The sequence below is a fragment of the Limnohabitans sp. JirII-29 genome, from assembly GCF_003063395.1.
In the GTDB taxonomy this organism is placed as follows: domain Bacteria; phylum Pseudomonadota; class Gammaproteobacteria; order Burkholderiales; family Burkholderiaceae_C; genus Limnohabitans.
This window is the reverse complement of the sequence record NZ_NESB01000001.1, coordinates 433,963-460,928: the sequence shown is the minus strand read 5'-3', so window position 1 is coordinate 460,928 and position 26,966 is coordinate 433,963. Positions and strand designations below refer to the sequence as shown.

Sequence of the window (26,966 nt, the reverse complement as noted above, 5' to 3'; positions counted from 1 at the left end):
ACACGCACCATGAAAAAAATCCTCCTCCTCGGCTCGGGTGAACTCGGCAAAGAGTTTGTCATCAGCGCCAAACGCCTCGGCTGCTACGTGGTGGCCTGCGACAGTTACGCGGGCGCACCCGCCATGCAAGTGGCCGACGAGAGTTGCGTGTTCAACATGCTCGAAGAAGCGCCCTTGCGCGCCGCCATTGCCCAGCACCAACCCGACTTGATCGTGCCCGAGATCGAAGCCATCCGCACCGAGGTGCTGCTGGAGGTGGAGCAAGAAGGCTTTGAAGTCATCCCCAGCGCACGCGCCGCCAACCTGACCATGAACCGTGACCGCATCCGCGACGTGGCCGTGGGTCTGGGCGTGCGTACCGCCAAGTTCAGCTACGCCGAGTCGGCCCAAGAATTGTTGGCACAGGCCGAGGCGATTGGGTTTCCGGTGGTGATCAAACCGGTCATGAGTTCATCGGGCAAAGGCCAAAGCGTGGCCAAAACGGCGGCGGACGTTGCAGCCAGCTGGGACTACGCCTGCCAAGGCATGCGCGGGGACCGCAAAAAAGTGATCGTCGAAGAGTTCATCGCGTTTGACTTTGAAATCACCCTGCTCACCATCCGCCAACGCAGCGGGCCCACCCTGTTTTGCGCCCCCATTGGCCACGTGCAAGAGCGCGGGGACTACCAGTACAGCTGGCAGCCCCAGCCCATGGCCGCCGCCTACCTGAAAGCAGCCCAAGACATGGCCGAGAAGGTGACCTCTGACTTGGGCGGTGCAGGTTTGTTTGGCGTGGAGTTTTTCGTGACGAACAACGAAGTGATCTTCAGCGAACTCAGCCCGCGTCCGCACGACACCGGCATGGTCACCATGATCAGCCAGAACCTGAGCGAGTTCGACCTGCACGCGCGTGCGATTTTGGGTTTGCCTATTCCGCAGATCGACACCGTGGAAGGTGCCAGCGCCGTGGTGCTGGCCACCCAAAACGGCACGGCCCCTACCTTCACTGGTGTGGCCGAGGCCTTGAGCGAACCCGGTGTGGATGTGCGTTTGTTTGGCAAGCCCACCACCCGCCCCTACCGCCGCATGGCGGTGGCACTGGCCAAAAACAGCAACGCCTTGGCGCGTGCGCGGGCGGCTGCCGCCAAGATCACGGTGCACTGCACGCCGCAGTGAACACCTCGGAGCGCGATGCTCAGTCCGCTTTGACTTTGGCTGTTTTGATGATGTAGGCCCATTTGTCGATGTCGTTCTTGACGGTCAGCCCAAACGCAGCGGGCGTGCTGCCTTGCACCCCCATGCCCTGGTCGGCGTAGAGCTTGCGCACTTCGGGGTTGGCCAACAGCTTGCCAATCTCGGCGCTGAAGCGGTCCACCGCCACCTGCGGCGTGCCAGCAGGCGCCATCATGCCCACCCACGCGTCTTCGTTGAAGCCCGGCACGGCATCGGCCACCGGCGGCACATTGGGCAAATGCGGATGGCGGGTGGCCGCACCCACGCCCAGGGCACGCACGCGACCCGACTCGATGAAGGGCTTCATGGTGGCCAAGCCATCGATCATCAAATCCACCTGTCCGCTGATCACGTCGGTGCGTGCCACCGCACTCGACTTGTAGGGCACGTGGGTCATCTGGCTGCCCGTCATGTACTTGAACTGCTCGGTCACCAGGTGGTAGATGGTGCCGCTGCCTGACGACGCGTAGTTGAGCTTGCCCGGGTGTTGCTTGTCGTAGGCCAGCAGCTCTTGCGTGGTCTTGACGGGCAAGTTCGGGTTGACCACCAGCACCAAGGGCAACGAGGCCATGTAGGTGACGGGCACAAAGTCTTTCAAGGTCACGTAGCCCAAATTGGGCTGCAAGGTCTCGATGATGGCGTGGGTGTTGGAGATCATCACAAAGGTGTGGCCATCGGTGGGCACACGAATGGCAGCACGCATGCCCAAGGCCCCGCCCGCGCCGGGGATGTTTTCGAGCACCACTTGCTGGCCCAGAGCCTCAGCGAGTTTTTGTGAGATGGGGCGCATCACCGTGTCACCACCGCCACCTGCGGCAAACGGCAAGATGACTTTGATGGGCTTGGTGGGCCAGGTTTGCGCGAAAGCGCTGCACGCCAACACGCTGCTGCCCAACAGGCACAGCAGGCGACGCGTCAAGCGCAATGAGGAAATGGCTTTCATCGAGGGTCTCCTAGGCGTGTGGCGCTCAGTGTTGTTTGAAAAATTGCAACATTGCTTCAAACGCCTCAGGGCGTTCGCTCATGAAGCCGTGCCAGGTGTCTTCGTACACCCGCAATTGGGCGTTCGGTATCGCTGCCGCCAAGGCCCGGCTGTGCTCGACGGTGGTGATGATGTCGTTCTTGCCAATCAAAATTTGTGTCGGACACGTGATCTCGCCGAGTCGGTCCATCACATCGTGCGTGAGCAAGGCGTGGCCGGTGTTCAGGTAGCCGTGCAAGGGACGGTTGACTTGCAGCATGGCGTCGATCGAGGCATGGATTTTGTCGTGGTGCTGCGCGTAGTACGCCTCGCTGTAAAAGTAGGTCAACAGACCGGCCAAGAAGCAACGGTTCACCCCCATGGCTTGGGCCGAGCCCAACCACCAGCCCACCATGTCTTGCCCGCGTGGGCCCAGCTTGCCAAAGGTGGAGGTCATGGCCAGGCTGCGCACGCGCTGGGGCTGCTGCAACACCATCTGCTGCGCAATGGCACCGCCCAAAGATTTACCCAACACATGCGCGCGCTCGATGCCCAACTGATCCATCAACCCCAAGGCATCGGCCCCGAGCATGTGGGTGGTGTAGGGCATGTCGGGCGCATCGGTGCCGCCAATGCCTCGGTTGTCAAACGCCAGCACCTTGAAGTCTTGCGCCGCACGCTTGAGCTGCGGCCCCCAGGATGACCAGTTGCCACTGGCATAGCCACCGACCATGACCAACCACTCGCCCTCGCCTTGCACTGTGTAGTTCATCTGAATGTCACCGACTTGGACTTGCGGCATATCAGCCCTCCTGAAAATTAAAACGCTGCGGGTTTGGGATAGGCGCGTGCGCCATAGCCGCCATCGATGGACACCACCGTGCCGCACACCGCACTGGCGCGCGGCGAGGCCAGCAGGCACACCATGTCGGCCACTTCACGCGGCTGAATCAGCCGACCACCGGGGTGTCCCACCAAGGCTTCGCGCCAACGCTCGGGGTCGCCACAGCCTTCCTGGCTGCGACGGCGCAACGAGGCAATGGCTTTGTCGGTTTCCACCCAACCGGGGTTGACGCCCAAGACGCGCACCCCAAAGTCCAAGCTGATGCTGCCCACCGAGCGCGTGAAGGCCACCAAGGCGGCGTTGCCGGTGGAACCTGCGGCGTAGCTGTGGTCGAGCTTTTCCGCGCCCAGGCCAATGATGTTGAGGATCACCCCGTTGCCACGCGCACGCATGCGGCGGTAGTAAGCGCGGGTGGTGTTGATGTAGCCAAACACTTTGAGTTCCCAGCCCGCGCGCCAGGCCTCGTCGTCGAGTTCGACCACATCACCACGCGGGGTAGCCCCGGCGTTGTTGATGACCACGTCGACCTCGGGAAAGGCTTCCACCATGCGCTCCACGGAACCGGCTTGCGCCAAGTCGAGTGCCAAGGTTTGCACCTCAACACCAAAACGCGTGCTGAGGTCGTGTTGCAAGGCTTGCAAACCTTCGGCGCTGCGTGCCACCAAGCGCAAGGCACAGCCTTCTGCGGCAAAGGCTTCGGCCACTGCGCGGCCAATACCCCGCGAGGCACCGGTGACCAAGACCGTGCGTCCAGCCAGTTGTAAATCCATGGAGAGCTTTCTGGTTCCACCCATCAAGCGCGCGTGGGGCGCAGCTCGATCAAGTCGGGGCAACAGTTGTCGGGCGTGCACACGGCGTAGACCACCGAGTCGGCCACGTCTTCGGGCGTCAGCGGCGCGTAGGTGCGCGAGGTGACGGCGGCAATGGCTTCGGGGTGGTCATTGCCATCGCGAATCGCGGTGTCGACCATGCCCGGGGCAATTTCTGTCACCTTGATGCCCTGGCCTTTGAGCTCGATGCGCAAGCCTTTGGCAATGCCAGACATGGCGTGCTTGGTGGCACCGTACACCGCCGACAGACGGTTGATGTTGCGCGCCGACAGCGAGGTCATGACCACGATGTGTCCATGCCCGCGTGCTGCCATGTTGGCGCCCACCAGCTGGCTGATGCGGATGCTGGCCAGCACATTGACGTTGAACATGGCGTGCACTTGCGCGGGGGTGAGTTCCACCAACGGTGCATAGGTCAACACACCCGCGTTATTGACAAAGACATCGGCCTGCGCAGACGCGGCGGCCAAGGCCTGCACAAAGGCTTCGTCTTGCAAGTCACCCACCATGGCCTGCGCTTGCACGCCCAGGGCCTGACAAGCCTGACACAGGGCCTGTAGCTCGGCGTCGCGCCGACCGGTGACGATCAGGTTCGCGCCCTCGCGTGCCAACGCCAAGGCGGTGGCGTGGCCGATGCCGGCACTGGCTCCGGTGACCAAGGCCCAACGGCCGCTGAGTCGACCCGCCATTTACTTGGCCCCCGCGTGAGCGGGATGGCCCACCGGAATGTCTTCGACGTTGTAGGTGTCGTACGTGCCGGGGATGATGATTTCCAGCACTTCCAGGTCGTCCGAATATTCCAGCACGGTGTGCTTGATGCCAGCGGGTTGAATCCAGCAACTGCCCGCGACCATCATGTGCTCGCCATGGCCTTCAAACTCGGCACGGCTCCAGCCTTTCAAGACATAGACCATTTGGAATTTGACGTCGTGGATGTGGCGCTTGCTCACCGCCTCTTGGTCAAACGGGCGGCCACGTGCATTCACGTGGGCATCCACCAAGCCACCCGTGGCTTCTTTGGCCCCAAGGTCGCGGTAGACCACGTAGGGGCGCAGGCCATCGCCCTTGAATTCGGCATCGGCCAGGTGCGAGACATGGAATTTTTGAACAGGCCATTCGCCCAAGGCGCGCATGGCGTTTTGAACGGTAACTTGTTGCATCGGAGGCTGGGTGGGGTCGGTCATGGAACAACTCTGAAAGTGAATAGCAAAAAAAAAAGTGTGTCAGTCGCTGGACTTGATGTTGGCGTTCTTGGCCACCTGTATCCAGCGCTCGCGGTCTTCGCGCATCATGGTGGCAAATTTTTGTGGGTTGCTGGCACCATCAATCTCCACCGCATAGGGCGCCATGGCACTCACCACATCGGGCATGGCCAACACCTTATTGACGGCAGCCGACACTTTGTCGAGCACCACACGCGGCGTGCCGCGTGGCGCAAAGAAACCTTCAAACTGGCTGGCCTGCATGTCTGGGAAACCCGCTTCGGCATTGGTAGGAATGTTGGGTGCCACATTCAAGCGTTTGCTGGACGTGACAAACAAAGCCTGTACTTTTTGCCCGTTGATGTGGGGCAAGGCGGTGGCCGAGTTGACGAAGTGAAAGTCCACCCGACCCGCGATTTGGTCAATCATGGCTTGGGGCGATCCTTTGTAGGGCACGTGCACCGCTTGGATGCCCGCTTTGTCGCGGAACATTTCCACCGTCAGGTGCGAGGGCGAGCCGTTGCCTGCCGAGGCGTAGCTCATCTTGCCCGGGTTGGCGCGCGCATCGGCCACCAGCTCTTGGGCCGACTTGTATTTGAGCGACGGTGTGGCCACCATGATCATGGGTGCCCACGCCACGTTGGCAATGGGCAGCAGATCACGCTCTAAGTCGTAGGGCAAGTTGCGGCCAATGGCAATGTTCATGTTCACAGCGGATGAGGTGAACAACAAGGTGTAGCCATCGGGTGCGGCCTTGGCCACCATGTCGTCGCCAATCACACCACCGGCACCGGGGCGGTTGTCGATCACCAACGACTGACCCAGCTCTTGGCGCAAGCGTGGCTCGATCACGCGCAACACGATGTCGGCCACGCCGCCCACCGGCCAGGGCACGATCACGCGAATGGGTTTGTTGGGGTAGTCGCTCTGCGCCAAGGCGGGCGCGCTGACAAGCGCCGCGCACAAGCACGCGGCGAGAAAAGAAATGCGTTGTCTCATCCGTTGTCTCCGTTTTTTTCATGATAGGCGGCTACGCGTTACACCACCGTACAGAAAACCCTTGAAGTATTTTTTCTCACAGCCCTGGAGTTTTCTAGGCTGTTGCCATGGAAGGCGACGGGGGCATGATGTTGGCGACCCCAAACGAAAAAACCCGACTGGCTCACACCAGTCGGGTTCGACGGCTGTCACGAGAGGATCAGCTGTCTGGTTGCACCCAGGGTCAGAGTATGTTGTGACCCTTGTGCTGAAGCGCATAGATGCTCTTCACTTGATGCTTTGGAAGATTTCTCAACCGCAGCGATGTCATCGTAAAACTCGTCCTACCCTGTGTCAACAACTTTTTTAAGCCACGCGCGCACACATCAAACCGGCTCAAGTATTGGATTCAGCGGTCGATTCAACCCAGACGAGAGCTAACAAGCCTCGATTGAAAGGGTATGTGGTGACTTCTGTTTTGGGCAATCTTCAACTTCCTCCTGCCACCGTGCACACGGCGACAGGCGAAGCTACGGGCCGCCCGATGGACAGCCAAGCCACGATTCAGCCCAGGTCCAAGAGCACGGTACAAGCCCAAGAGGCTCACATAACCTCCGCTGAAAAACCCAAGCCTGTGGCCAGCGATGACACCCAATTGGCTTACTCGGTGGATGCAAAAAATCATGCCCTCGTGGTGAAGATCACCAACCACCACACGGGTGAATTGGTGCGAACACTGTCATTCAAAGACTTCTCAGCCGACACGCACACCACGAGCAAACTCGCCGGCCATTTGGTGGACGAAAAAACCTGATCACGCTCTAGAACACGTCGTTGTAGCCATCCACCAGCATCAGATGTCCGTGTGAGTTGTCTTGACGGCAATGCAGGATGGCTTGGTACTCCGGACTGTCGTACCAGGCTTGTGCAGCCTGTCGACTGGGAAACTCCAGAACGACCTGTCGCTCACCCAGTGGCGAGCCTTCGAGCACAGACGTTGTGCCACCGCGCACGATATAGCGCCCACCGTGGCGGTGAATGGTGTCGGGCACTTGGCGTGCGTACTCGGCATATCCTTCGGGGTTGGTGACAGTGATTTGTCCAATCAGATAGGCTTTGCTCATGAGGTCTCCTGCATGACTAGGTGGTGTTGGAAATGCTTGTAGATTCTGCTTGTTTTTACTTTTCACACAGGACATCAAGATGACAAAAGCCTATTGGGTCAGCGCCTACCGTTCCATAGACAACCCCGATGCATTGGCCGAATACGCCAAGCTGGCAGGCCCTGCATTGGCAGCGGCTGGTGCCAAATTTTTGGCGCGTGGCATGCCTGCCGCCGTCAAAGAATCGGGAGAGATGCAGCGTCTGGTGGTGGTGGAGTTTGACAGCTTGCAAGCAGCCTTGGCCGCCTACGACAGCGCAGGTTACAAAGCAGCGCTGAAGGCGTTGGGCGACAACGCCGTGGTGCGTGACATTCGCATCATCGAAGGCACCTGACGCAGCCCCTCAAGGCGTCAGCAGTGGCCACGCGCTGACGTCAAAGCTCTCAGGCACCACCACATGGAAAAACCCACGTGTGCCACGCAACGAGCGGGTGATGTGGCCCCGGCCCTGAGCATCTTCAGTGAACAACACATCACCCGGCTGACAAATGAAGCGCTTGCCTTGGCTGGTCTCTAACTCCAGGAGTCCCGAGGTGATGAAGATCAACTGTCGCCGCGGTGCGTTGTGAAAATCTTGCACGTGGCCCTGCGGCGTCTCTCGAAAGAAGATCGATTCGCTAGGAAAAATTGCTGACATGGGCCGATCGGCCTGACTCATGGGGACTTGACGAATTTCAATCTCGGAGTCACCCGCTGCGTTGGTGAAAATTCTGAACAGGTGCATGTTGGCGCTTTCTTAAATGATGGCGGTCAAGGCACCGTCGACCGTGAGCATGGCGCCACTGACATAACTGGCTTTGCCAGACGCTAAAAAGACCACCGCATTGGCAATCTCGCTGGGCTCGGCCACACGACCCAAAGGCATTTTGGCGCCCGCTCGGCGTGTGGCCTCTTCCAGACTGATGTGGTGTTGCGCCGCCTCGGCCTCTAACAAGCCCTGCATGCGACCGGTCAGTGTGCGCCCCGGATTGAGTGCGTTCACACGCACGCCTTTGGGACCATAGGCCGCCGCCAACCCCGCACTGGCCAGCAACAAGGCCGCATTCGCAGCGCCCCCAGCCACGTGCACGGCGCTGGCCACTTTGCCACCAATGCCTACGATGTTGACCACGCTGCCTTGACCACGCTGACCCATGCGCTTGAGGGCAGGATTCAAGATGTTGATGTAGCTGAAAAATTTTGAATTCATCGCGTCTTGCCAATCTTCAGGCGTTAATTCAAACGCTGGAATGCGACTGGCTGCACCGGCTGAATTGACCAACACATCGATCTCACCCGCTGCGACAAACGCTTGCTCCAGTGCACGCGCAGCCTCTGCTGGGTCGCGCAAATCTGCCGCACACACGTGGACACGTGTAGCCTGCACACCGCCTTGCAGCAACTGCGAACGCGCGGCATCCAAGTTGGCTTGGCTGCGAGAGATCAACGTCACCACCGCACCCTCCGCCAGAAAAGCCTGCGCGCATGCCAGGCCAATGCCTTTGCTGCCGCCCGTGATCAGCACATGTTTTTGATTCAGGTCGAGATCCATGTTTGTCCTATGGTTAGTCTTCTAAGCTAAGTGGTTTAATCGCAGGACGCATTGTGATGGCGGGTCTTGCGGTCCACCATTGGTAATGACCATGAAGACAGACATGCGACGGTGTTAATTTCTGATTCGAGGAACACTCTGACTATGACGAACAACCAAGGCTCTCCAACGCGGCGTTTGATGGTGTGGGCCTGCGCCCTGTCTGGGTTATGTGCGGCATGGCCTGCCGCGAACGCGCAAGACAACCCGCTGAGTGGCAAACAAATTCGTTTGGTCGCCCCCTTCTCGCCCGGCGGTGGCGTGGACACCTTGGCACGCGGACTCGCGGATGGTTTGCAACGCAACACGGGCCTGTCTGTGACGGTAGAGAACAAGCCCGGTGCGGGCGGCAACATTGCCGCCAACTACGTGGCCAAGTCCAGTGGCAACACCTTGTATTTGTTGGTCAATAGCGTGAACCATTACGCCAACCCGATCATGGTGAAGAACTCTGGCTATGACCCCTACAAAGACTTCGCACCGGTCGCCTACCTGTCCTCGTTCCCTTACATCTTTGTCACACCCGGTGACAGCAAGTTCACACAGCTCAAAGAAGTCACCGCACAGCTGCGCAACCAACCCGGCTCGGTGAGTTGGGCTTTTGGGGGCAACGGCACCTTGGGACATTTCTTGGGCGTTGCCATGGAACGCGCAGAAAAAATCAAAGGCACGCCCGTGTCCTACCGCGGTGGTCCTGATTTGCTGACCGCCCTGGGTGGCAAGCAAGTGGACATGGCCATCATGTCGGTGCAAAGCTCGCTGCCTTTGATTGCCCAAGGCCGACTCAAAGCATTGGCCGTGTCGGGCGACACACGCAACAAAACCTTGCCCCAAGTACCCGCCGCCAACGAGGTGATTGCCAATTACCCCAGCATCGTGGGCTTTGTCGCCTTGTACGCGCCAGCCCATACCCCAGCGCGGCAACTGGAACAACTGATTCGCGAAGTCAACAAAGTGGTGACCTCCGAGGAATACACCAAGCGTTTGGACAAAGACGGCTCCACCGCCAAAACATTTGCCAATGCCAGTGAAGCGAAAGACTTCTTTGACAAAGAAGGACCCAAATGGGAAGCCCTGACGGTGGAGGCAGGGCTCAAAGTCGAATGAGGTCAGCCCCAGGTCAAGCCCTTGACCTGCGCTTTTTATTTTTGTTGTCGCTGCAGCAGCTCATCAGCTGGGGCAGTGTGTTCTACGGTTTTTCGTTGTTCATGCAACCGCTGGAAGTGTCTCTACAAATGACCCGTGCCGAGTCATCTCTGGGCTTTAGCCTGGCACTGTTGAGCGAAGGTCTGTTGGCTTTTTGGGTAGGGCGCTGGATTGACCAAGGCCATGAACAGCGGGTCATGACCGGTGGCTCGGTGCTGCTGGGCTTGGCATTTTGGGCGCACAGCCAAGTCAGCACTGCGGCGCAGTTTTATGCCGTCTGGATCACCATGGGGGTGGGCTTGTCGGCCACGCTTTACCCCCCGGCCTTCACCGTGATCACGCGACGCTTTCCCAACGATTTTCGACGCGCCATTATTTGGGTCACCTTCATGGGGGGCTTGGCCAGCACCGTGTTCATTCCTTTGATTGCCTGGATGATGGATGTCGTCGGTTGGCGCGACACCATGTGCTGGCTGGCTGCCATGCACTTGCTGGTGTGCGCACCGCTGCATTACCGTTTATTGAAAGATGCGCCCCAACCACAACACCTGCGCGTGCACGAAGGACAAGCCCCCAAAGGGCTGCATGTTCACCTGAAAGAGCCGGCTTTCTGGCTGCTGGGAGTGTTCATTGTGTTGATGATGATGACCACCAGCGCCCTGCCCGCACACATGGTGAGTTTGCTGCGCGAAGCAGGCATGCCACAGCACTGGGTGTTGGCCGTGCCGGCCCTGATTGGGGTCTTGCAAGTGGTAGGACGTCTGGGCCTATATGGACTAGAAAAAAATCTCGATGTGCATCAAACCAATCGCTGGATGCCGTGCCTGATTCCACTGGGATTTGTCGCCCTGCTCATGGGCAGCCAGCACCTGGTGTGGGCCTTGATGTTTGTGTTGCTGTATGGCCTGGGCAATGGCATGTTGACCATCATCAAAGGCACGGCCATTGCGCAATACATCAGCCATGAACACATGGGGAGTTTGAATGGCGCACTGGGCATTCCTTTGGCACTGGCCCGCGCCAGCGCACCCTGGATCATGGGGCTGTTGTGGTCTGCGACCACGGGCTACCAGCAAGGTTTGGTGTTGATGACAGCACTCAGTGTGGTTGGCATTTCGGCGTTGTGGTGGGCTCAAAACCGCGTACTGGCGGGCCGCGAATAAGCTCCCAACCATCCTGGTCGTTCAGTATGATCCGCCAACTATTAACGCCAAGGTCACTTTATGCCTACTTTTGCCGAACAGCTTAAAAATGAAATAGCGCGCATTGCACGCAAAGAAACACGCGCAGATTCCAAGCAAGCCAAAAAAGCCTCGGCCCAATACCGCGCTGAAATCGCAGCGTTGAAACGGCGCATTGCCAGTCTGGAGTCGGCTGTCTCTCGCCTGCTCAAACAACAGCAACCCAAAGGCAAGTCTGCGCCAACACAAGACACGCCGGTGGTTGCCTTGCGCTTCAGAGCCGGTGGGTTTGCCTCGCTGCGCAAAAAGCTCGGATTGACCGCCCATGAAATGGCCAAGCTTCTGGGTGTATCAGCCCAGTCGGTGTACCACTGGGAAACCGGCAAATCACGCCCACGCCCAAGTCAACTACCGGCCATCTCTGCGGTGCGCAAGCTCAGGAAAAAAGAAGCCTGGGATCGACTTTCACAGTAACACCTAGCCCCGCTGTCAGGGCACGGCAGCTGCACTGGCCGTCTGCCAGTCCCCACCCAAGGCCTTGATCAAAAACACCGAGGTCAACAAGCGCTGCCCCAGCAATTGAGCAGCCAAGCGCTCGCTGTTGAGCTGGGACTGCTGGGCAATGATCACATCTTGTGAGTTGGCAATGCCGCCTTGGTAGCGGTCTTGTGCAATTTGCAACACGCGTCGGTTGCTTTCAATCGCTTTTTGCGCCTGATTGAACGCACGGTCAATCGCGCTCACGCTGCTGATGCCGTCTTCCACCTCTTGCATCGCAGTCAGCACCACGCGGCGGTAGTTGGCCACCGCCAGCTCAAAGCCTGCGCGGCTGAAGTCCACATTGGATTGAATGCGTCCCCCATCAAACAAAGTCTGCGTGGCCGACACGCCCACCGACCACAAAGCGCTGGGTCCGTTGAAGACGTCATTAAACACACGGCTGTCGAAACCGCCGTTGGCACCAAAGATCAGGCTCGGGTAGAAGGCTGCCGTGGCCACGCCAATTTGCGCGTTCGCAGCGGCCATGGCGCGTTCAGCAGCAGCCACATCGGGGCGACGTTGCAGCACATCCGAAGGAATGCCCACAGGAATGGCAGGCGGCGTCATCGGCGTGGCTTTGACAGGCAAGGCAAATTGCGGTGCAGGTGTTCCCACCAGTGTGGCAATGGCGTGCTCCAACAAGGCACGCTGGCGTTTGAGAATGTCCACCTGGGTCAAGGTGGTGTCGAGCAAGGCTTGTTGCTGTGCCACATCCAGCCCTGAAGCCACGCCCAGGTCGTGGCGGTGGTTGGCCAAGTCCAACGAAGACCGCTGCAAGCCAATGGAGCGTGTCAACACATCCAGTTCGGTGTCGAGGGCGCGCAAGCTGAAATAGTTCACCGCCAAATCGGCCACCAAGATCAAGCGGGTGTTTTCCAGGTCAGCACGGGCTTGCTGTGCCGAAGCCGTGGCCCCAGCCACCAAGCTTTTGACGCGTCCGGCCAAATCAATTTCGTAGCTCACGGCCAGCGTGGGTGAATAATCGTTTTGGAGTGTCTGGTAGTTCGGCGCGTTGTAATTGGTCAACGGTCGATTGGCAGAAATTTCCAAACGCTGTGCACGCACACCCATGCTCGCCTGGGGCATGGTGCTCGCAGCATTGATGCCCAAGGTGGCACGCGCCTGCGTCAGGCGTGCATACGCGCCGGCCAAGGTTTGGTTACCGGTCATGGCCTGTTGCGCCAAAGCGTTGAGTTCGGCATCGCCAAAGCGTTCCCACCAAGGGCCTTTGGCCTGGGTGTCAGCGGGTTGCGCCGCACGCCAAGGCCCTTCACCACTCCAGCTCGCGGGCATGGCCACCTCAGGCTTGACGTAAGCAGGCGCGGTGGCGCAACCAGCCAGCCAAGCGCTGGCCACCAGCAAGCACACGGCAGAGCATGAACGGCGCGCTGTCACGGTGTGCCTTTCTTGGCGCTGGCCTTGGCGGCGGCTTCGGCAGCCGCCTTGTCGTCTTGCTCGGCATTGAAAGCCACCACATCTGACTCGCCCAAAGAATCTGGCGGGTTGAGCACCAAGCGTGCGCCCTGTTCCAAGCCCGACAGAATCTCAACCCGCTCGCCAAAGTTGCGCCCCAGCGTGACCGCTTGCATGCGCACGCGGCGCTCGGCGTCGATGACAGCCACCTTGATGCCATCACCACGGATGATCAAGGCGTTGTTCGGAATCGCAATGCCGGGTTTGGCGGCCAGGGGCAAATCCACCTGCACAAACGCGCCTGGCAACAACACGCCCTCTTTGTTGGGCAAGGCGATCTCAACCTGCATGGAGCGCGAGAGCGCGTCAATCGACGCTGCGGTACGTGCCACCTTGCCTTCAAATTTTTGCCCTCGCAACTCAGCCTGCGTGACCGCCACGGTTTGCCCCGTCTTGACTTGTTGGGCATAGGTTTGCGGCACGTTCACATACAAGCGCAACGGATCGGTTTGGGTCACCACAAACAAGGCCCGTGCCACGCCACCGGACGCACCGGCATCCACCAAGTCGCCGGTATCCACGTTGCGCCGGGTGATCACGCCGTCGAAGGGTGCCACCAAACGCTTGAAGTTGAGCAACTGGTTGAGCCGCTGCACGTTGGCCTCGGTCGAGGCCAAGCGGGCTTGGGCTTGGGTGCTGGCACTGCGCCGCTCGTCCACCTCTTGTTGCGACACGGCGTCTTTGGCGCGCAAGGCCACCCAGCGCACCTCGGTGCTCTTGGCCACATCCAAGCTGGCGGCGGCTTGCTGACGGTCGGCCTGCGCTTGGGCATACAACTCGTCAATCTCTGGGGTTTCCAGCTCGGCCAAGACTTCGCCCTTGGTGACGCGGCTACCAATGTCTTTGTGCCAGCGTTTCACATAGCCCGCAGCGCGGGCGTAAATGGGCGACTGCACATAGCCCTGCAACGACCCAGGCAAGGCAATGGTTTGACCGGCTTGGCTGACTTGAACCAAGGTGGTTTTGACATAGTTCTGGTTGCGCTCTGTCACACCGGCTTGCAGTTCTTTGCCGTTGTAGAAACGACTGACCACGGTGCGCCCGGCACCCACAGCCAACACGACCAAGGCCACCACCGCCACCTGCTTGCTGCGGCGAATGATTTGTCGGCGTCGCAACAACTCAGCCGATTCCTCTTCAGGAATTGGGTGAATGGCCAACGGGGAATGACGTTCTTCTGACATGACTCAGCTCTCCTGCGGGGTGTGTGACAACCCCTGTTCTTGACGCGATGCGCGATGGATCAACCACTGGTGAATATGGGCATAGATCACCGGCACGAAATACAAGGTAGAAACCGTGGCAAACAACAAGCCACCAATCACCGAGCGGCCCAGTGGCGCGTTTTGTTCGGCCCCTTCGCCAATGCCCAAGGCCATCGGAATCATGCCGATGATCATGGCCAAAGCCGTCATCAGAACCGGGCGGATGCGGGTCGAACCGGCTTCGAGTGCAGCCGACAACGGTGGCACCCCCTCCTCGCGACGCTGGCGTGCAAACGCCACCACCAAAATACTGTTGGCCGTGGCCACGCCCATGGTCATGATGGCCCCGGTCAGGGCGGGCACGCTCAAGGTGGTGCCCGTGACAAACAACATCCACGCGATGCCTGCCAGCGCTGCGGGCAAGGCGGTGATGATGATGGCGGCATCGATCCACGACTGGAAGGTCACCACGATCAACAGGTAGACCAACACAATCGCCATGGCCAAGCCCACCCCCAAACCGATGAACGACGACTGCATGGTTTGCACCTGGCCCCGGATGGTCACTTGGTTGCCGCGCTTGAGCTTGGGTGTGATCTCGTCGACCAAGGCTTGCACCTGCGAGGCCACACTGGCCAAGTCGGTGCCTTGCACGCTCGCATACACATCAATGGCCGACTGGATGTTGTAGCGCGAGACCACCGGCAATTGGCGTCCCACGCCCACATCCACCAAGTTGCCGAGCAATTGCGTGGGGGTGGTGGATGGCAAGGAGCCGTTGACACCGCTGTTGGCGTTGGGTGTGGTACCCACGGTGATGCCCAGCAAGGCATCGATGGAGTCCACCTTGTACTGGGGCGACTGCACCACCACGTTGTAGACCACGCCGTTTTGCGGGTTGAGCCAAAAAGCAGGCGCGGTTTGTGAGCTGCCCGACAAAGCAATCAACACGTTTTGCCCGACGTTGGCCGCACCCATGCCAAATTGCTGCAAGCGGGTGCGGTCCATCTTCAGGTCCACCACCGGGCCGTCCAAGCGCTGGTGCACATGGGCGTCCACCGCGCCAGGGATGTTGCGAATGGCCTTGGTCAACTCGGCTGCCAAAGCGGCGTTGCCCTGCACATCGCTGCCGGTGAACTGCACGTCAATGGCCGCAGGCAAACCAAAATTCAAAATCTGGGTGGAGATATCAGCCGCTTGGAAAAAGAATTCCACATTCGGAAAACGCTTGGGCAACTCGTTGCGCAGCAAGGTGACAAATTCGTCGGTGGGTTGGTGTCCTTTTTTCAAGGACATCAAAATTTCGCCGTCCATCGTGCCAATCGTGCCAGCGTTGCTGTACGACAGGTTGATGCCGCTGTTGGGCAAACCGATGTTGTCCAGAATGGTTTCCAACTGATCGGGCGGCACCAACTCGCGAATGACCGTCTCCACCGCATCGGCAATGCGTGCCGTCTCTTCAATGCGGGTGCCTGTGGGCGCGCGCATGTGCAGGCGAATTTGTCCGGCATCCACGTTGGGGAAAAAGTCGCGTCCCAGCACCGGGTAGAGCAAGCACGACAACAGGCAAAAGCCCATGAAGAACCCCATGAACTGACCGCGGTGCGACAACGCTGCCGACACCGACAAGGTGTAGGCCCGACGCACCCGTTCAAACTGTGTGTCGAAACTTCGGTAGACGCGTTGCAGCAAGCTGGGCTTGTCGTTGGCCGCGGCCTCGTGCACGCCGCCCATGAGCATCATCACCAAGGTGGGCACCAAAGTACGCGACAAGAAGTACGACGCGATCATGGCAAACACCACCGCCTCGGCCAGTGGCACAAACAAAAAACGCGCCACGCCCGACAAAAAGAACATGGGCACAAACACAATGCAAATACACAAGGTGGCGACAAACGCGGCGGGGCCAATTTCGCCCGCACCCACCTCGATGGCATGGTTCAAGTCTTTGCCCAAGTGGATGTGCCGCTCGATGTTTTCAATCGTCACAATGGCTTGGTCCACCAAGATACCCACTGACAAGGCCAAGCCGCCCAGCGTCATGAGGTTGAGGGTCTCGCCCAGCGCAAACAACACCAAGATCGACGTCAAGATGGACAGCGGAATGGTCAACGCAATGATCACCGTGCTACGCCAGTTGCCCAGAAACACCAGCACCATCAAGGCGGTCAAGCCCGCCGCAATCAAGGCCTCCACCACCACACCTTCAATGGCGGCCAGCACAAACACCGACTGGTCAAACAAAGGCGTGACCTTCACATCTTCGGGCAGCACCTGCACGGCTCGTGGCAGCAAGGCCTTGACGTTAGACACGATGTCCAAGGTGGATGCGCCGCCGTTTTTCAGCACCGACAACAACACCCCGCGCACACCGTCTTGGCGTACCACGTTGGTCTGTGGTTGGAAGCCGTCGCGCACATAGGCCACGTCTTTCAAGTAGGTGGTGATGTTGCCGCTGGTGCGCACTGGCAAATCGTTGAGGCCCGACAAGACACCGGGTGAGCCATTCAATCGCACCGTGTACTCGGTGTCGCCCATCTTCACCGTGCCTGAGGGCAAGATCAAATTCTGTGTGTTGACCGCGTTGACCACGTCAGCCGGCGTGAGCCCGCGCGCTTGCAAGGCCTGGGTGTCCAAGTCCACCGAGATGGCGCGGATTTTTCCGCCATAAGGAAAGGGCGACGCCACCCCAGGAATGGTGATGAGCTGTGGGCGCAAGCCATTGACTGCGGCATCAAACAACACGTTCTCGGGCAGCGTGGGGCTGGAGAGCGCCAGCTGCATGACCGGAATGCTCGACGCCGAATATTTGATGACCAACGGCGGCGTGATGCCCGGTGGCAACTGACGCACCTGGGTTTGCACAGAAGCCACCACTTGGGCGATCGCGGTTTGGATGTTCACGCCGGGCTGGAAAAATACCTTTACCACCGTCACGCCCGCCAGGGACGTGGATTCGATGTGCTCGATGTCGCTGACAACCGTGGTCAAGCCGCGTTCGGTTTGCGCGGCAATGCGTTGGCCCATTTCTTGGGCAGGCAAACCGTTGTAGTTCCAGATGACGCTGATGACCGGAATGTTGATTTCCGGAAAGATGTCCGTCGCCATGTTTTTGAGCGCGAACGGCGTGGCCAACACAATCAAGATGGCCATCACGAGGAACGTGTAAGGGCGCTTCAGCGCCAACTGAACCATGGACATCAGGGGGGTGCTCCGTCTGCTGCAAAGCTGCGAGTGTAGGAGCGACCCCTGCACCACACCTGGGCGCGTGATACAAGGGTGACAAGGGTTAACCCGAAAGGTCCGGAGGCCTTGGGGTTCAAGCCTTCACATCACCCCAGACGCGACGCGCCACCTCCACCACGCGTTCGAGTTTTCGCCATTGGTCATCGTGGGTAATGATGTTGCCGTCCACCGTGCTGGCAAAGCCGCACTGCGGACTCAGGCCCAAGTCCTCCAGGGGCACCAAGCGGCTGGCGTCGTCGATGCGACGCACCAAGTCGTCGGCATTTTCCAGGCGGCCAAACTTGGTGGTCACCAGGCCCAACACCACCTTCACGCCACGCGGCACATGACGCAGCGGCGCAAAGTCGCCCGAGCGCTCGTCGTCGTACTCCAACAAAAAGTGGTCCACCTTCAGCCCGCCCAACACGGTGTCGGCAATGCGTTCGTAGCCACCCTCTGAAATCCAGCCACTGCGCGAGTTGCCACGGCACACATGGATGCCAATGGTGGTGTCAGGACGGCGCTTGGCAATGCAGGCGTTGGTCAAGTCAACATAGCGCTGCAAGCGCGCTTGCGGGTCGTCCCCTGAAGCCACCACCTCGGCACGCATGCGGTCGCTGATGAAGTAGGTCATCAACGGATCGTCGATCTGGATGTAGCGACAGCCTGCGGCTTCGAGCGCGGCAATTTCGGCGCGGTAGACCTTGACCACATCGGCAAAGAACTCTTCGATGTCGGGATAGGCCGTGGACGACACCGCCCCACGTCCGCCATGGAAATGCAAACGCGTGGGCGACGGCAAGGTGATCTTGGCCGTGCGCCCCGTCACGCCCTGCAAGTAGCTGAAGTCGGGCGCGGTGATGGGCGCATTGGCCCCAAGACGCCCGGTGGTCACCACGTTTTTGGGCACGTACTTCCAGCCATGGTCGTGGTCGTGGTCGTGGTCATCGTGGTCCGTGTTCGAGGCCACGAAGGCCTGGGCCGGGTTGCCGTCTTGAATCTCCACCCCCGAGAGGCCTTGCACAAAGTCAATCCACCAGTTTTCACGGCGGTATTCACCATCGACCACCACGCTAAAGCCACAGGCCTCTTGGCGCTTGACCACCTCGGCAATGGCGGCGTCTTCGGCATGGCGCAATGCGGCTTTGTCGATCTGGCCGTTCTGAAACTGTTCGCGCGCGGCGATCAGTTCAGGTGGACGCAACAAACTGCCGACCTGGTCGGCGCGGAAAAAAGGTTTGCTCATGGTGATGTCCTGGTTCAACGGGCGCGCGGAGGATCACGCACGTCTTTTTGTTCTTGAAACTCCACGTTGTAGAGCTCGCCATTGACTTTTTCAACCTTGCGCACGTACACGCTTTGCACAATGTCACGGGTGTTGGCGTCGATGTAAATCTGGCCCCGTGGGCTTTCAAAGATCTGGCCCTTCATGGCTGCCAACAAGGCGTCGCCACCGCCCTTGCCTGCCGTCTTTTTGAGGGCTTCATAAATCAAGCGTGTGCCGTCGTAGCCAAACACGGCCACCGCGTTGGGGCGCATGTTTTGGTTGGCCTTCTTGAACTCAGCCACAAATTTCTTGTTCAGCGCCGAGGGGTGGTCGGTCGAATACGGGTAAGACGTGACGATGCCCAAGGTGGCGTCGCCCATGCTGTTGAGGATGTCGTCGTCCACCACATCGCCGGTGCCAATCAAGCGGATGCCGGCACGGGCCAAGCCGCGCTCGTTGAACTGTTTCATCACCTGGGTGCCAATGCCCGAGGGCACAAACACAAACACGGCGTCGGGCGAGAGGTCGCGCACTTTTTGCAAGAACGGCGAGAAATCGGGGCTGCGCATGGGCACGCGCAAAGACTCCAGCACCTGACCCCCGTTGAGCAAGAAGCGGTCGACAAAGGTGCGCTCGGCATCGATGCCTGGGCCGTAGTCGGACACCAAGGTCACCACCTTGCGGATGTTGTTTTTGGAGGCCCACTCGGCCACGGCCACGGTGATTTGGGGCAAGGTCATGGACACGCGCACCATGTAAGGCGAGGCATCGATCACCGACGAGGTGGCGGCCAACATGTTGACCATGGGGGTTTTGGACTGGGTGGCAATGGGGCCCGTGGCCAGCGCCAGCGGGGTCAAGCCAAAACCAGCCAGCACATCGACCTTGTCGTTGACCACCAGCTCTTGCGCCAGACGCTTGGTGACGTCGGGCATGCCGGTGTCGTCTTTCACAATCAGCTCGACCTGACGGCCTGCAATGTTCACACCCTGTTGGGCCATGTAGAGCTTCACACCGGCCAGCATTTGTTTGCCGGTGGAGGCAAAGGGGCCGGTCATGGGTGTGAGCAAACCAATTTTGAACGGCTTGTTTTGCGCGCTCGCGGGGTTGAGTCCCATCACGATGGGGGCGGCCACCATGGCCTTGATCAGACTGCGTTTGTCCATGCTTGTCTCCTTTTGTTGTCGGGCGTGTGAATTAAACCACTGGCCACGCATGGTGCCATGGCTTGCGCTGCGCCATGCCAGTCAACTGTGCGTCATGTGCCCGCGACAGGGCTAGGCAGAATGCCTCACCAACAACACGCCCATTGGGAGACTTGAATTTTGAAACTCGACATTTCTTTTCCGTCTGACGGCTTGGCACTCGCGGCGCATCTGCACATTCCCGAGGATTTGAAGCCACAAGAGAAACGTGCCGCCGTGGTGGTACTACACGGCTTTGGCAGCAACAAAAACGGAGGCATCTCCAAAATTGCGGCTGAGATTTTCGCGCGCCTGGGCTACGTGACCCTGGCGTTTGACATGCGCGGCTGCGGTGACAGCGAGGGCGAAAGAGGCCGTGTGATCTGCCTCGAACAGGTGCGTGACACGCAACACGCGATCGACTATTTGCTGACCCGCGACGATGTCGATCCCCAACGCATGGCGGTGATGGGCTTTAGCTTTGGTGCAGCGGTCTCGCTGTATACCGCCGGCGTGGACGCGCGCGTCGCCGCGTGTATCTCGGTGGGTGGATGGGGCGATGGTGAAAAGAAATTCCGCTTGCAACACGCCAGCGATGCAGCCTGGAAGAAATTCAGTGACATGTTGGCCGAAGGTCGTCGCGAACTGGCCAATGGACGCTCTATCCGTGTACCACGCTTTGACATCGTCCCTGTGCGAGACGGCATGCGCACCAACCTCTCGGGTGGCTCCATCATGGATTTCCCCTTCGAAGTGGTGGACAGCATGTACAACTTTCGAGCCATCGATGTGGTGCACCAGATCGCCCCACGCCCCTTGCTGTTGCTGCACCCAGCCAACGACACGGTGACACCGACACAACAGTCGATCGATGTGTTTCAGCAAGCCGGTCAACCTACCGAGTTGCATTTGATGGCCGAGGTAGACCACTTCATGCTGGGAGAACACAACCCGGTGGTGCATGCGGTGTTGACGAGTTGGCTCAACAAATATTTCCCTTTGACCCACACGCCCCACCCATGAGCACACCTTCCACATTCGATGTCGATGGCGTACAAATGCGCCAACCTTTTCGCATCCGCCGACTGGGGCACTTCGGCGTGAATGTGTTCGACCCCGAACAGTCGCTTGATTTTTACAACCGACTGTTGGGCTTTGAAATTTCAGACCGCATCGACTTCGCTGCGCGACTGCCACCGGAGGTGGTGGCTTCAGTTGGCCCGACACAAGGCATCTTCATGCGTCACGGCACGGACCATCACTCATTCGTGTTGTTCCCACAGCGTGCCGTGCACCAAGCCAACCCACACTACGGACACCACCCGGAATTGACGGTCAATCAAATTACCTGGCAGGTCAGCACCCTGCGCGAGGTGGTCGAAGGCTACCAGTGGTTCAAAGAGCAGCAGCTTCAGGTGCTGCGTTCAGGGCGTGATTTGCCAGGGTCGAACTGGCACTTCTACCCACCCGACCCGTCGGGTCACATCAACGAGTTGTACTACGGCATTGAACAAATCGGCTGGAATGGTCACTCCAAATCGGCGCTCACGCATGAGGTCAAACACATGCAGCCTCCTGAGCTGCCGCAGCCGTCTGAGTTTGCCGAGATCAACCGGGTGCTGGGTTCGGGCTTAGAGCAGATCATGGGCTGGCGACGCTCGCCGGTGTGGCCAGAGACCTATGACGTGGGTGGCGTGTTGCTGGCACGCCCCTTCAAAGTCACGCGTGTCGGGCCCATCCGCCTGTTTGTGGATGACATGGCGCAAGCCCTGCACTTCTACCAACATGCGCTGGGCCTGCGGGTCACCGAAGAGGTGATGGTCGAGAGCCACCGTTGCGTGTTTTTGCGAGCCAACACCGAGCACCATTCGCTGGCCCTGTACCCCAAGGCTTTGCGCGCAGACCTGGGGCTACCTGCGCACTCCAGCCTGATGTCTTGCGGCATCCAGCTCGGCAGCTACCAGCAGCTCGTGGATGCGCACCAGTTTTTGACACAGCAAGGCGTCTCTTGGAAGGTGCTGCCAGCCGAGCTGTCGCCCGGCATCGGACACCATGTGTACGCCACCGACCCCGATGGCAATTTGTTGCAGCTGTATGCCGCGATGGAGCAAATTGGCTGGGATGGCCGCCCTTGCCCCGCGCATTTGCGTGCCGCGCCGCCGGTCGATCCCGCACAGTGGCCTGCCTCGCTGACTGAAGATCAGGCTGGCTACGACGGTGAAGTGTTTCTGGGCCCTTTGAATTGATGTGAAGAGGAGCGTTGTGTGATGACCTGCCGATTGAAACAAATTTTGTTATGCCTTTGCCTGTGGGCCATGGGCAGCAGTTGGGCCCAAACCTACCCGGCACACAGCATCACGCTGGTGTGCCCGTTCGCGCCCGGCGGCTCGGCCGACATCATGGCGCGCCTGATTGGCAACAAGCTGGGCGAGTCTTTGGGTGTTCCCGTGGTGGTGGACAACCGTCCGGGTGCGGGCGGGCTGGTAGGCGCATCCTTGGTGGCCAAAGCCAAGCCCGATGGCTACACCTTGCTGCTGGTCACGGGGGCCTACCCGGCGGGTGCCGCATTGGCCAAACAGCTGTCGTTTGACCCGGTGAAAGACATCACCATGGTGGGCATGGTCACTTCGTATCCGTTCATCTTGAACACCTCCAGCCAGGCCCCCTTCAAATCGGTGCCCGAGTTGATTGCCTATGCCAAGGCCAACCCGGGCAAGCTCAACTATTCGAGTTCCGGCATTGGCTCCATCGGCCACCTCTCCTCAGAGTTGTTCAACGTCATGGCGGGAACTGAGATGGTGCATATTCCCACCAAAGGAGGCAGCGCTGCGCTCAACGAGCTGTTGGCCGGTCGCATTGACTTGCTGTTTGAAGCGCCCACCTTGTCACTGCCCTTCATCAAGTCGGGCAAGCTGCAAGCCTTGGCATCCAGCGGCAAAGAGCGCTCCAAATCATGGGCCACCTTGCCCACCATCAGCGAAGCGCTGCCGGGCTACCAGGTTTACTCATTCATTGGCTTGGGTGCGACAGCAGGCACTCCTGATGCCACCGTCCGGTTGATCAACCAAGAGCTCAAAAAAATCGTGCAACAAGCCGATGTCGCCAAACGTCTGGTGGAGCTTGGCGGGGAGCCCCAACACAGCAGCCCCGAAGAGTTTCGCCAGTTTGTCGAGCAGGACTTGCGCAAATGGCAGCAGTTGATTGATGTGCGAAAGATTGAACGGCAATGACAGATTTCCATCGCGTGTCCCACGCCGACTTACAAGCGTTTGCCGCAGATATTTTCAAACGACAAGGCTTGTCTGACGCACACGCACAGCAGGTGGCACAGGCCATGGTGTGGGCCGATTTGCGTGGCATCGACACCCACGGGGTGAGCCGCATTCCGATGTACCTGAAGTTCATTTCGCAACAAGTCATCAACCCCCAACCCCAGATGCACTGGCAGCTCGACTTGCCCGCCTTGATGGTGCTCGAAGCCGACCAAGCGCCGGGCGCGGTGGCCATGTGCCATGCCGCCGACAAACTGGTGGCACGCGCCCGGCAAACCGGCATGGCGGGCGTGTTGGTGCGTGCCACCACGCACACGGGTGCACATGGCTTCATCACGCAGCGCATGGCGCGCCAAGGCATGGCCGCCATCTCCATGGCGGCCTCCATCCCCAGCATGGCTTACCACGGGGCAGCAGCAGCAGGTGTATCGACCGCGCCGTTGTCGATTGCTGTGCCGGGCCCAGGCGACCAGCCCATCGTGTTTGACATGGCCACCGGCGTGGTGTCGCTGGGGCGCTTGATGCAAGCCAAGAAACTGCGCCAGACCTTGCCCGAGGGTTGGGCCCTGGATGCCCAAGGCCACCCCACCACCGACGCGGCACTGGCCAGCACCCCGCTGCCAATGGGTGGCCCCAAAGGTTCTGGGTTGGCGCTGATGGTGGAAATGCTCACCAGTGTGTTGGTGGGCAACCCCATCTTGACCGGTCTGTTGTCGTCTGACAGCGGAGCTCGCCAACACAAGCAAAACGCGCTCATCATCGCACTGGATACTTTTCAGATTTGCCAACGTGACAGATACGCGCAAGACCTGGCGAACACGTTACGCGCCATCAAGTCGCTGCCTGCCAGCGATCCAGCGCACGAGGTGTTGCTGCCGGGTGAACGTGGGGACCGCATGGCGCGCCAGCAGTTGCAAGAAGGCATTGCCTTGTCGTCAGCGCTTTGCGCCGAGCTCAGCCCTATCGCCAAGCAGCTCAACATCGCGCTGCCATGGGCTGACAGCGCAAGCCACTTAAGTGGCTAAGAAGCACCTCAAAGCAGCCCGTCCAGGGCTGCTGCCTTGGCTTGCTCTTTGGCTTGCAGCGCCTGCTCTTTGAGCCAGCGCTTGAGTTCGCTGTCGTGCTGGATGCGTCGCAAGTCCGCCTGTAGGCGCTCCAGCGCGTAGCGCCGGTCGGCCTGGATGCGTTGCAAGGCCTGTGTCCAGGTGTCCTCGCTGGACTGCACATCCAGCGCTACACAGAGCTCCTGGCTGAGACGTGACTGCAACTGCCACACATCGTCTTGCAAGGCGGCCAACTGCTCTTTGAGCAACACAGACATGGCGGCCAATTTGTCATGCGACATGCGCGCCATGTGCTGCGGGTCCACCTGCGCCACTTGCAATTGCAGGTGCAGCAAGGTGGTGAGGTCTTGGCGCTCGTAGGCGGCATTGACCTCGCCCATCAAGCGGGTCTTGCGCTGTTGCGCTTGCGGGTCCATTTCACGATCGGGATGCAACAGGCTGGCGAGTTGTCGGTACACGGTACGAATCGCACTTTTGGCATCGCTTTGCTGCGGCACATGCTGTGGGTGTGGGGTGGGCCGACGCTGGGCTTTGCGTGCCGCACGCTTGGCCGCCTTGCGGGCCGCGTCGGCGTCGTGCTGTTGTTGCCACTGGCGCATGCCTGCGGCCAGCACCTCATCGGGGCTTTGGTAAAGGCTGGGGTTGTGCAGCGGCTGACCCATGGCGTCCTCGATCTTTTCGCGCAGACGCTGTGCTGCCAACATGCTGTCTTGTGCCGCGTCGTGTGCAGCGTCCTCTTCGTGGTAGAGCTCATGCAGTGCTTGAACTTGCGGGTCGCTGGATGGGCTCAATTGGGTGATCAAGCGCCGCATTTGCTGGCGCGCCATGCGTTGCTGCTGGGCCGTCAAGTCGGCCGTTTGCACACGTTCATGCAACAACAGCAACAGGCTTTTATGAAGATGAGCGGTTTGATTCGCCGCCTCATACAACACCTGCATGTGTGCATAGCGGTGACGGTCAGACCATGCTTGCAAGCGCGCCATCTGGACTGACGCCGCCTCGATGCGCGCCAGCAATTGGTTGAAGGCTTGCTGCGCGGGGGTGAGGCTGTCGTTGTCAGGTGGCTGAACACGCAAGCCCAAGGTGGGTGCGGCGACGCTGGGGGTTTCTTCAGGCAAAGGGGACATCACAACCATCGGGCATTCAGTGCATGCCACGGCATGGGTGAATGCGATGTTAAGTGATCCCTGGGTGGGCCATGCACTGCAAGGCCTCAGCAGCGGCCCTGCTCACTCGTGGGTGCTTTTGCCCGTCTCGTCCATCAACCCCAAAAACACGCGCAGAAAGTACACCGCCATGACCAAAACGAACCCAATCACGGCCAAACTCATCAGCCCGTAGTCGGTAGAAAAAAGATCAGTCAGCATTTTCATCAAAGTGCTCCTTTCGAGTAACAACAGCCCAACTATGCGCGCGGCCCATGCGTTGCGCCCTGATCTACATCAAGGCATGGGGGGATCGGGTGCTGAGGCAAAATCGGGAAATGTCTGAACGCGTCATTCCGTTGGTTGACCAACGCCTCCAAGCCCTTTCTGCGGTGGTCCCGACGCAGCCTATTCTGGCCAGCGGTGGGCTCAGCGATGCACTGGGTCGTCCTTTGCATGATTTGCGCATCAGCGTGACCGACCGCTGCAACTTCCGCTGCAACTACTGCATGCCCAAAGAAGTGTTCAACAAAGACTATGCCTATCTGCCGCACAGCGACTTGTTGAGCTTTGAAGAGATCACCCGCCTAGCGCAAGTATTTGTCAGCCACGGCGTGCGCAAAATTCGCCTCACCGGCGGTGAGCCCCTGCTGCGCAAAAACCTGGAGGTGCTGGTGGCTCAACTGGCCGCGCTGCGCACGCCCGATGGCTCGCCACTCGACCTGACGCTCACCACCAACGGTTCGCTGCTCGCACGCAAGGCGCAAGCCCTCAAAGAGGCGGGCTTGAACCGCGTGACCGTCAGCCTGGACGGCCTGGACGACGCGGTGTTTCGCGCCATGAACGACGTGGACTTTCCGGTCTCGGACGTGCTGGACGGCATTGCCGCCGCACAAGCAGCGGGGCTGGGCCTGGACGCGCAAGGCCGCAGCAGCGGCCTCAAGGTCAACATGGTGGTCAAGCGCAGCACCAACGTGAACCAAATCGTGCCCATGGCCCGCCACTTCCGAGGCAGCGGCATCACACTGCGCTTCATCGAATACATGGATGTGGGTGCCACCAACGGCTGGTGCATGGACGACGTGCTGCCTTCTGCCGAGGTGATCCGCTTGATCCAACAAAGCTACCCACTGGTGCCCCTGGAACCCAGCGCCGCTGGCGAAACCGCACAGCGCTGGGGCTACGCCGATGCGTCGGGCCGCTTTGACCCAAGCCTGGGCGAAGTGGGCGTGATCAGCAGCGTGACCCAGGCGTTTTGCCGCGATTGCAACCGCGCCCGCTTGTCCACCGAAGGCAAGCTCTACCTGTGTTTGTTCGCCAGCCAGGGCTACGACCTGCGCCAGTTGCTGCGCCAAGCTCACAGCACCGACGCCGATCTGGCCTCGGCCATTGGCCACATCTGGCAAGGTCGCGATGACCGTTACTCCGAGCTGCGCGCCAGCTTGCCCACTGACGCCAGCCCTGCGGTACGCCGGGTTGAGATGAGCTACATCGGTGGATAAGC

The 26,966-nt window shown here is 59.7% G+C and carries 27 protein-coding genes; 11 read left to right on the top strand and 16 right to left on the bottom strand.

What is annotated here, in order from left to right:
* The first annotated feature begins 9 nt into the window (after positions 1–9).
* The gene (purT, locus tag B9Z39_RS02235; protein ID WP_108300553.1) at positions 10–1,155 is read left to right on the top strand and encodes a formate-dependent phosphoribosylglycinamide formyltransferase; all 1,146 of its coding nucleotides are present in this window, start codon (positions 10–12) and stop codon (positions 1,153–1,155) included.
* 19 nt (positions 1,156–1,174) lie between these two features.
* Here purT and B9Z39_RS02230 read toward each other — a convergent pair whose 3' ends face one another.
* Genes B9Z39_RS02230 through B9Z39_RS02205 form a run of 6 tightly spaced genes read right to left on the bottom strand, consistent with a single transcriptional unit; the run spans position 1,175 to position 6,048 of the window.
* A complete protein-coding gene (locus B9Z39_RS02230; protein ID WP_108300552.1) occupies positions 1,175–2,155 on the bottom strand; it encodes a tripartite tricarboxylate transporter substrate binding protein in 981 nt (326 codons plus the stop codon).
* Between the two features lie 25 nt (positions 2,156–2,180).
* Positions 2,181–2,975, bottom strand: coding sequence for an alpha/beta fold hydrolase (locus B9Z39_RS02225; RefSeq protein WP_108300551.1), 795 nt, complete (start codon positions 2,973–2,975; stop codon positions 2,181–2,183).
* A gap of 17 nt (positions 2,976–2,992) precedes the next feature.
* Positions 2,993–3,787, bottom strand: a complete 795-nt coding sequence (locus tag B9Z39_RS02220; RefSeq protein ID WP_100145909.1) for a short-chain dehydrogenase/reductase — start codon at positions 3,785–3,787, stop codon at positions 2,993–2,995.
* Between the two features lie 23 nt (positions 3,788–3,810).
* Positions 3,811–4,536: an SDR family oxidoreductase gene (locus B9Z39_RS02215; protein ID WP_108300550.1), complete on the bottom strand. Its 726-nt coding sequence runs from the start codon at positions 4,534–4,536 to the stop codon at positions 3,811–3,813.
* Positions 4,537–5,031 carry a cupin domain-containing protein gene (locus B9Z39_RS02210; RefSeq protein WP_233248897.1) on the bottom strand — a complete coding sequence of 165 codons (495 nt, stop codon included), beginning with the start codon at positions 5,029–5,031 and terminating at the stop codon, positions 4,537–4,539.
* 39 nt (positions 5,032–5,070) lie between these two features.
* The gene (locus B9Z39_RS02205; protein WP_108300549.1) at positions 5,071–6,048 is read right to left on the bottom strand and encodes a tripartite tricarboxylate transporter substrate binding protein; all 978 of its coding nucleotides are present in this window, start codon (positions 6,046–6,048) and stop codon (positions 5,071–5,073) included.
* 445 nt (positions 6,049–6,493) lie between these two features.
* Between B9Z39_RS02205 and B9Z39_RS02200 the strand changes: the two genes are divergently transcribed.
* Positions 6,494–6,841 (top strand): flagellar protein FlaG, encoded by a 348-nt coding sequence (locus tag B9Z39_RS02200; RefSeq protein ID WP_143474159.1) that lies wholly within the window; start codon positions 6,494–6,496, stop codon positions 6,839–6,841.
* A gap of 7 nt (positions 6,842–6,848) precedes the next feature.
* On the opposite strand, the gene B9Z39_RS02195 is transcribed toward B9Z39_RS02200, so the two are convergent.
* Positions 6,849–7,151 (bottom strand): DUF1330 domain-containing protein, encoded by a 303-nt coding sequence (locus B9Z39_RS02195; RefSeq protein WP_100145917.1) that lies wholly within the window; start codon positions 7,149–7,151, stop codon positions 6,849–6,851.
* 79 nt (positions 7,152–7,230) lie between these two features.
* Here B9Z39_RS02195 and B9Z39_RS02190 point away from each other — a divergent pair, with 79 nt between their 5' ends.
* Complete coding sequence (locus B9Z39_RS02190; RefSeq protein WP_100145919.1) at positions 7,231–7,524, top strand: DUF1330 domain-containing protein; 294 nt, start codon at positions 7,231–7,233, stop codon at positions 7,522–7,524.
* Positions 7,525–7,533: 9 nt separating this feature from the next.
* On the opposite strand, the gene B9Z39_RS02185 is transcribed toward B9Z39_RS02190, so the two are convergent.
* Entirely contained in the window at positions 7,534–7,914 is a 381-nt protein-coding gene (locus B9Z39_RS02185; protein ID WP_100145921.1) for a hypothetical protein, read from the bottom strand.
* Between the two features lie 12 nt (positions 7,915–7,926).
* On the bottom strand, positions 7,927–8,721 hold the full coding sequence (locus tag B9Z39_RS02180) for an SDR family oxidoreductase (RefSeq protein ID WP_108300548.1): 795 nt from the start codon (positions 8,719–8,721) through the stop codon (positions 7,927–7,929).
* A gap of 144 nt (positions 8,722–8,865) precedes the next feature.
* Here B9Z39_RS02180 and B9Z39_RS02175 point away from each other — a divergent pair, with 144 nt between their 5' ends.
* From B9Z39_RS02175 to B9Z39_RS02165, 3 genes are read left to right on the top strand one after another with little or no spacing between them, the layout of a single operon-like run.
* The gene (locus B9Z39_RS02175; RefSeq protein WP_108300547.1) at positions 8,866–9,867 is read left to right on the top strand and encodes a tripartite tricarboxylate transporter substrate binding protein; all 1,002 of its coding nucleotides are present in this window, start codon (positions 8,866–8,868) and stop codon (positions 9,865–9,867) included.
* Positions 9,864–11,069, top strand: coding sequence for an MFS transporter (locus B9Z39_RS02170; protein ID WP_108300546.1), 1,206 nt, complete (start codon positions 9,864–9,866; stop codon positions 11,067–11,069). Before B9Z39_RS02175 ends, B9Z39_RS02170 begins: the two co-directional genes overlap by 4 nt.
* Positions 11,070–11,129: 60 nt before the next feature.
* The gene (locus B9Z39_RS02165) at positions 11,130–11,561 is read left to right on the top strand and encodes a DNA-binding transcriptional regulator (protein ID WP_108300545.1); all 432 of its coding nucleotides are present in this window, start codon (positions 11,130–11,132) and stop codon (positions 11,559–11,561) included.
* Between the two features lie 15 nt (positions 11,562–11,576).
* Here B9Z39_RS02165 and B9Z39_RS02160 read toward each other — a convergent pair whose 3' ends face one another.
* The 5 genes from B9Z39_RS02160 to B9Z39_RS02140 form a co-directional block, all read right to left on the bottom strand.
* Positions 11,577–13,022, bottom strand: coding sequence for an efflux transporter outer membrane subunit (locus tag B9Z39_RS02160; RefSeq protein ID WP_199221157.1), 1,446 nt, complete (start codon positions 13,020–13,022; stop codon positions 11,577–11,579).
* The gene (locus B9Z39_RS02155) at positions 13,019–14,284 is read right to left on the bottom strand and encodes an efflux RND transporter periplasmic adaptor subunit (protein WP_108300543.1); all 1,266 of its coding nucleotides are present in this window, start codon (positions 14,282–14,284) and stop codon (positions 13,019–13,021) included. Before B9Z39_RS02155 ends, B9Z39_RS02160 begins: the two co-directional genes overlap by 4 nt.
* Positions 14,285–14,287: 3 nt before the next feature.
* Positions 14,288–17,506 (bottom strand): efflux RND transporter permease subunit, encoded by a 3,219-nt coding sequence (locus tag B9Z39_RS02150; RefSeq protein ID WP_108300542.1) that lies wholly within the window; start codon positions 17,504–17,506, stop codon positions 14,288–14,290.
* A gap of 118 nt (positions 17,507–17,624) precedes the next feature.
* Positions 17,625–18,776 carry a 5-methyltetrahydropteroyltriglutamate--homocysteine S-methyltransferase gene (locus B9Z39_RS02145; protein WP_108300541.1) on the bottom strand — a complete coding sequence of 384 codons (1,152 nt, stop codon included), beginning with the start codon at positions 18,774–18,776 and terminating at the stop codon, positions 17,625–17,627.
* A 14-nt stretch (positions 18,777–18,790) separates the two neighbouring features.
* Positions 18,791–19,963, bottom strand: coding sequence for an ABC transporter substrate-binding protein (locus B9Z39_RS02140; protein WP_108300540.1), 1,173 nt, complete (start codon positions 19,961–19,963; stop codon positions 18,791–18,793).
* Between the two features lie 159 nt (positions 19,964–20,122).
* On the opposite strand from B9Z39_RS02140, the gene B9Z39_RS02135 reads away from it, so the two are divergent.
* From B9Z39_RS02135 to B9Z39_RS02120, 4 genes are read left to right on the top strand one after another with little or no spacing between them, the layout of a single operon-like run.
* Entirely contained in the window at positions 20,123–21,004 is an 882-nt protein-coding gene (locus B9Z39_RS02135; protein WP_158269440.1) for an alpha/beta hydrolase, read from the top strand.
* Positions 21,001–22,227, top strand: coding sequence for a VOC family protein (locus tag B9Z39_RS02130; RefSeq protein ID WP_108300538.1), 1,227 nt, complete (start codon positions 21,001–21,003; stop codon positions 22,225–22,227). Before B9Z39_RS02135 ends, B9Z39_RS02130 begins: the two co-directional genes overlap by 4 nt.
* 21 nt (positions 22,228–22,248) lie before the next feature.
* Positions 22,249–23,211, top strand: coding sequence for a tripartite tricarboxylate transporter substrate binding protein (locus B9Z39_RS02125; RefSeq protein ID WP_108300537.1), 963 nt, complete (start codon positions 22,249–22,251; stop codon positions 23,209–23,211).
* Positions 23,208–24,278 (top strand): Ldh family oxidoreductase, encoded by a 1,071-nt coding sequence (locus tag B9Z39_RS02120; RefSeq protein WP_108300536.1) that lies wholly within the window; start codon positions 23,208–23,210, stop codon positions 24,276–24,278. The genes B9Z39_RS02125 and B9Z39_RS02120 overlap by 4 nt, the downstream gene beginning before the upstream one ends.
* Positions 24,279–24,286: 8 nt before the next feature.
* On the opposite strand, the gene B9Z39_RS02115 is transcribed toward B9Z39_RS02120, so the two are convergent.
* Positions 24,287–25,444 (bottom strand): J domain-containing protein, encoded by a 1,158-nt coding sequence (locus tag B9Z39_RS02115; protein ID WP_108300629.1) that lies wholly within the window; start codon positions 25,442–25,444, stop codon positions 24,287–24,289.
* A 102-nt stretch (positions 25,445–25,546) separates the two neighbouring features.
* A complete protein-coding gene (locus B9Z39_RS02110) occupies positions 25,547–25,690 on the bottom strand; it encodes a DUF3149 domain-containing protein (RefSeq protein ID WP_199172942.1) in 144 nt (47 codons plus the stop codon).
* A gap of 110 nt (positions 25,691–25,800) precedes the next feature.
* Between B9Z39_RS02110 and moaA the strand changes: the two genes are divergently transcribed.
* A complete protein-coding gene (gene moaA, locus B9Z39_RS02105) occupies positions 25,801–26,964 on the top strand; it encodes a GTP 3',8-cyclase MoaA (protein WP_108300535.1) in 1,164 nt (387 codons plus the stop codon).
* Positions 26,965–26,966 lie beyond the last annotated feature (2 nt).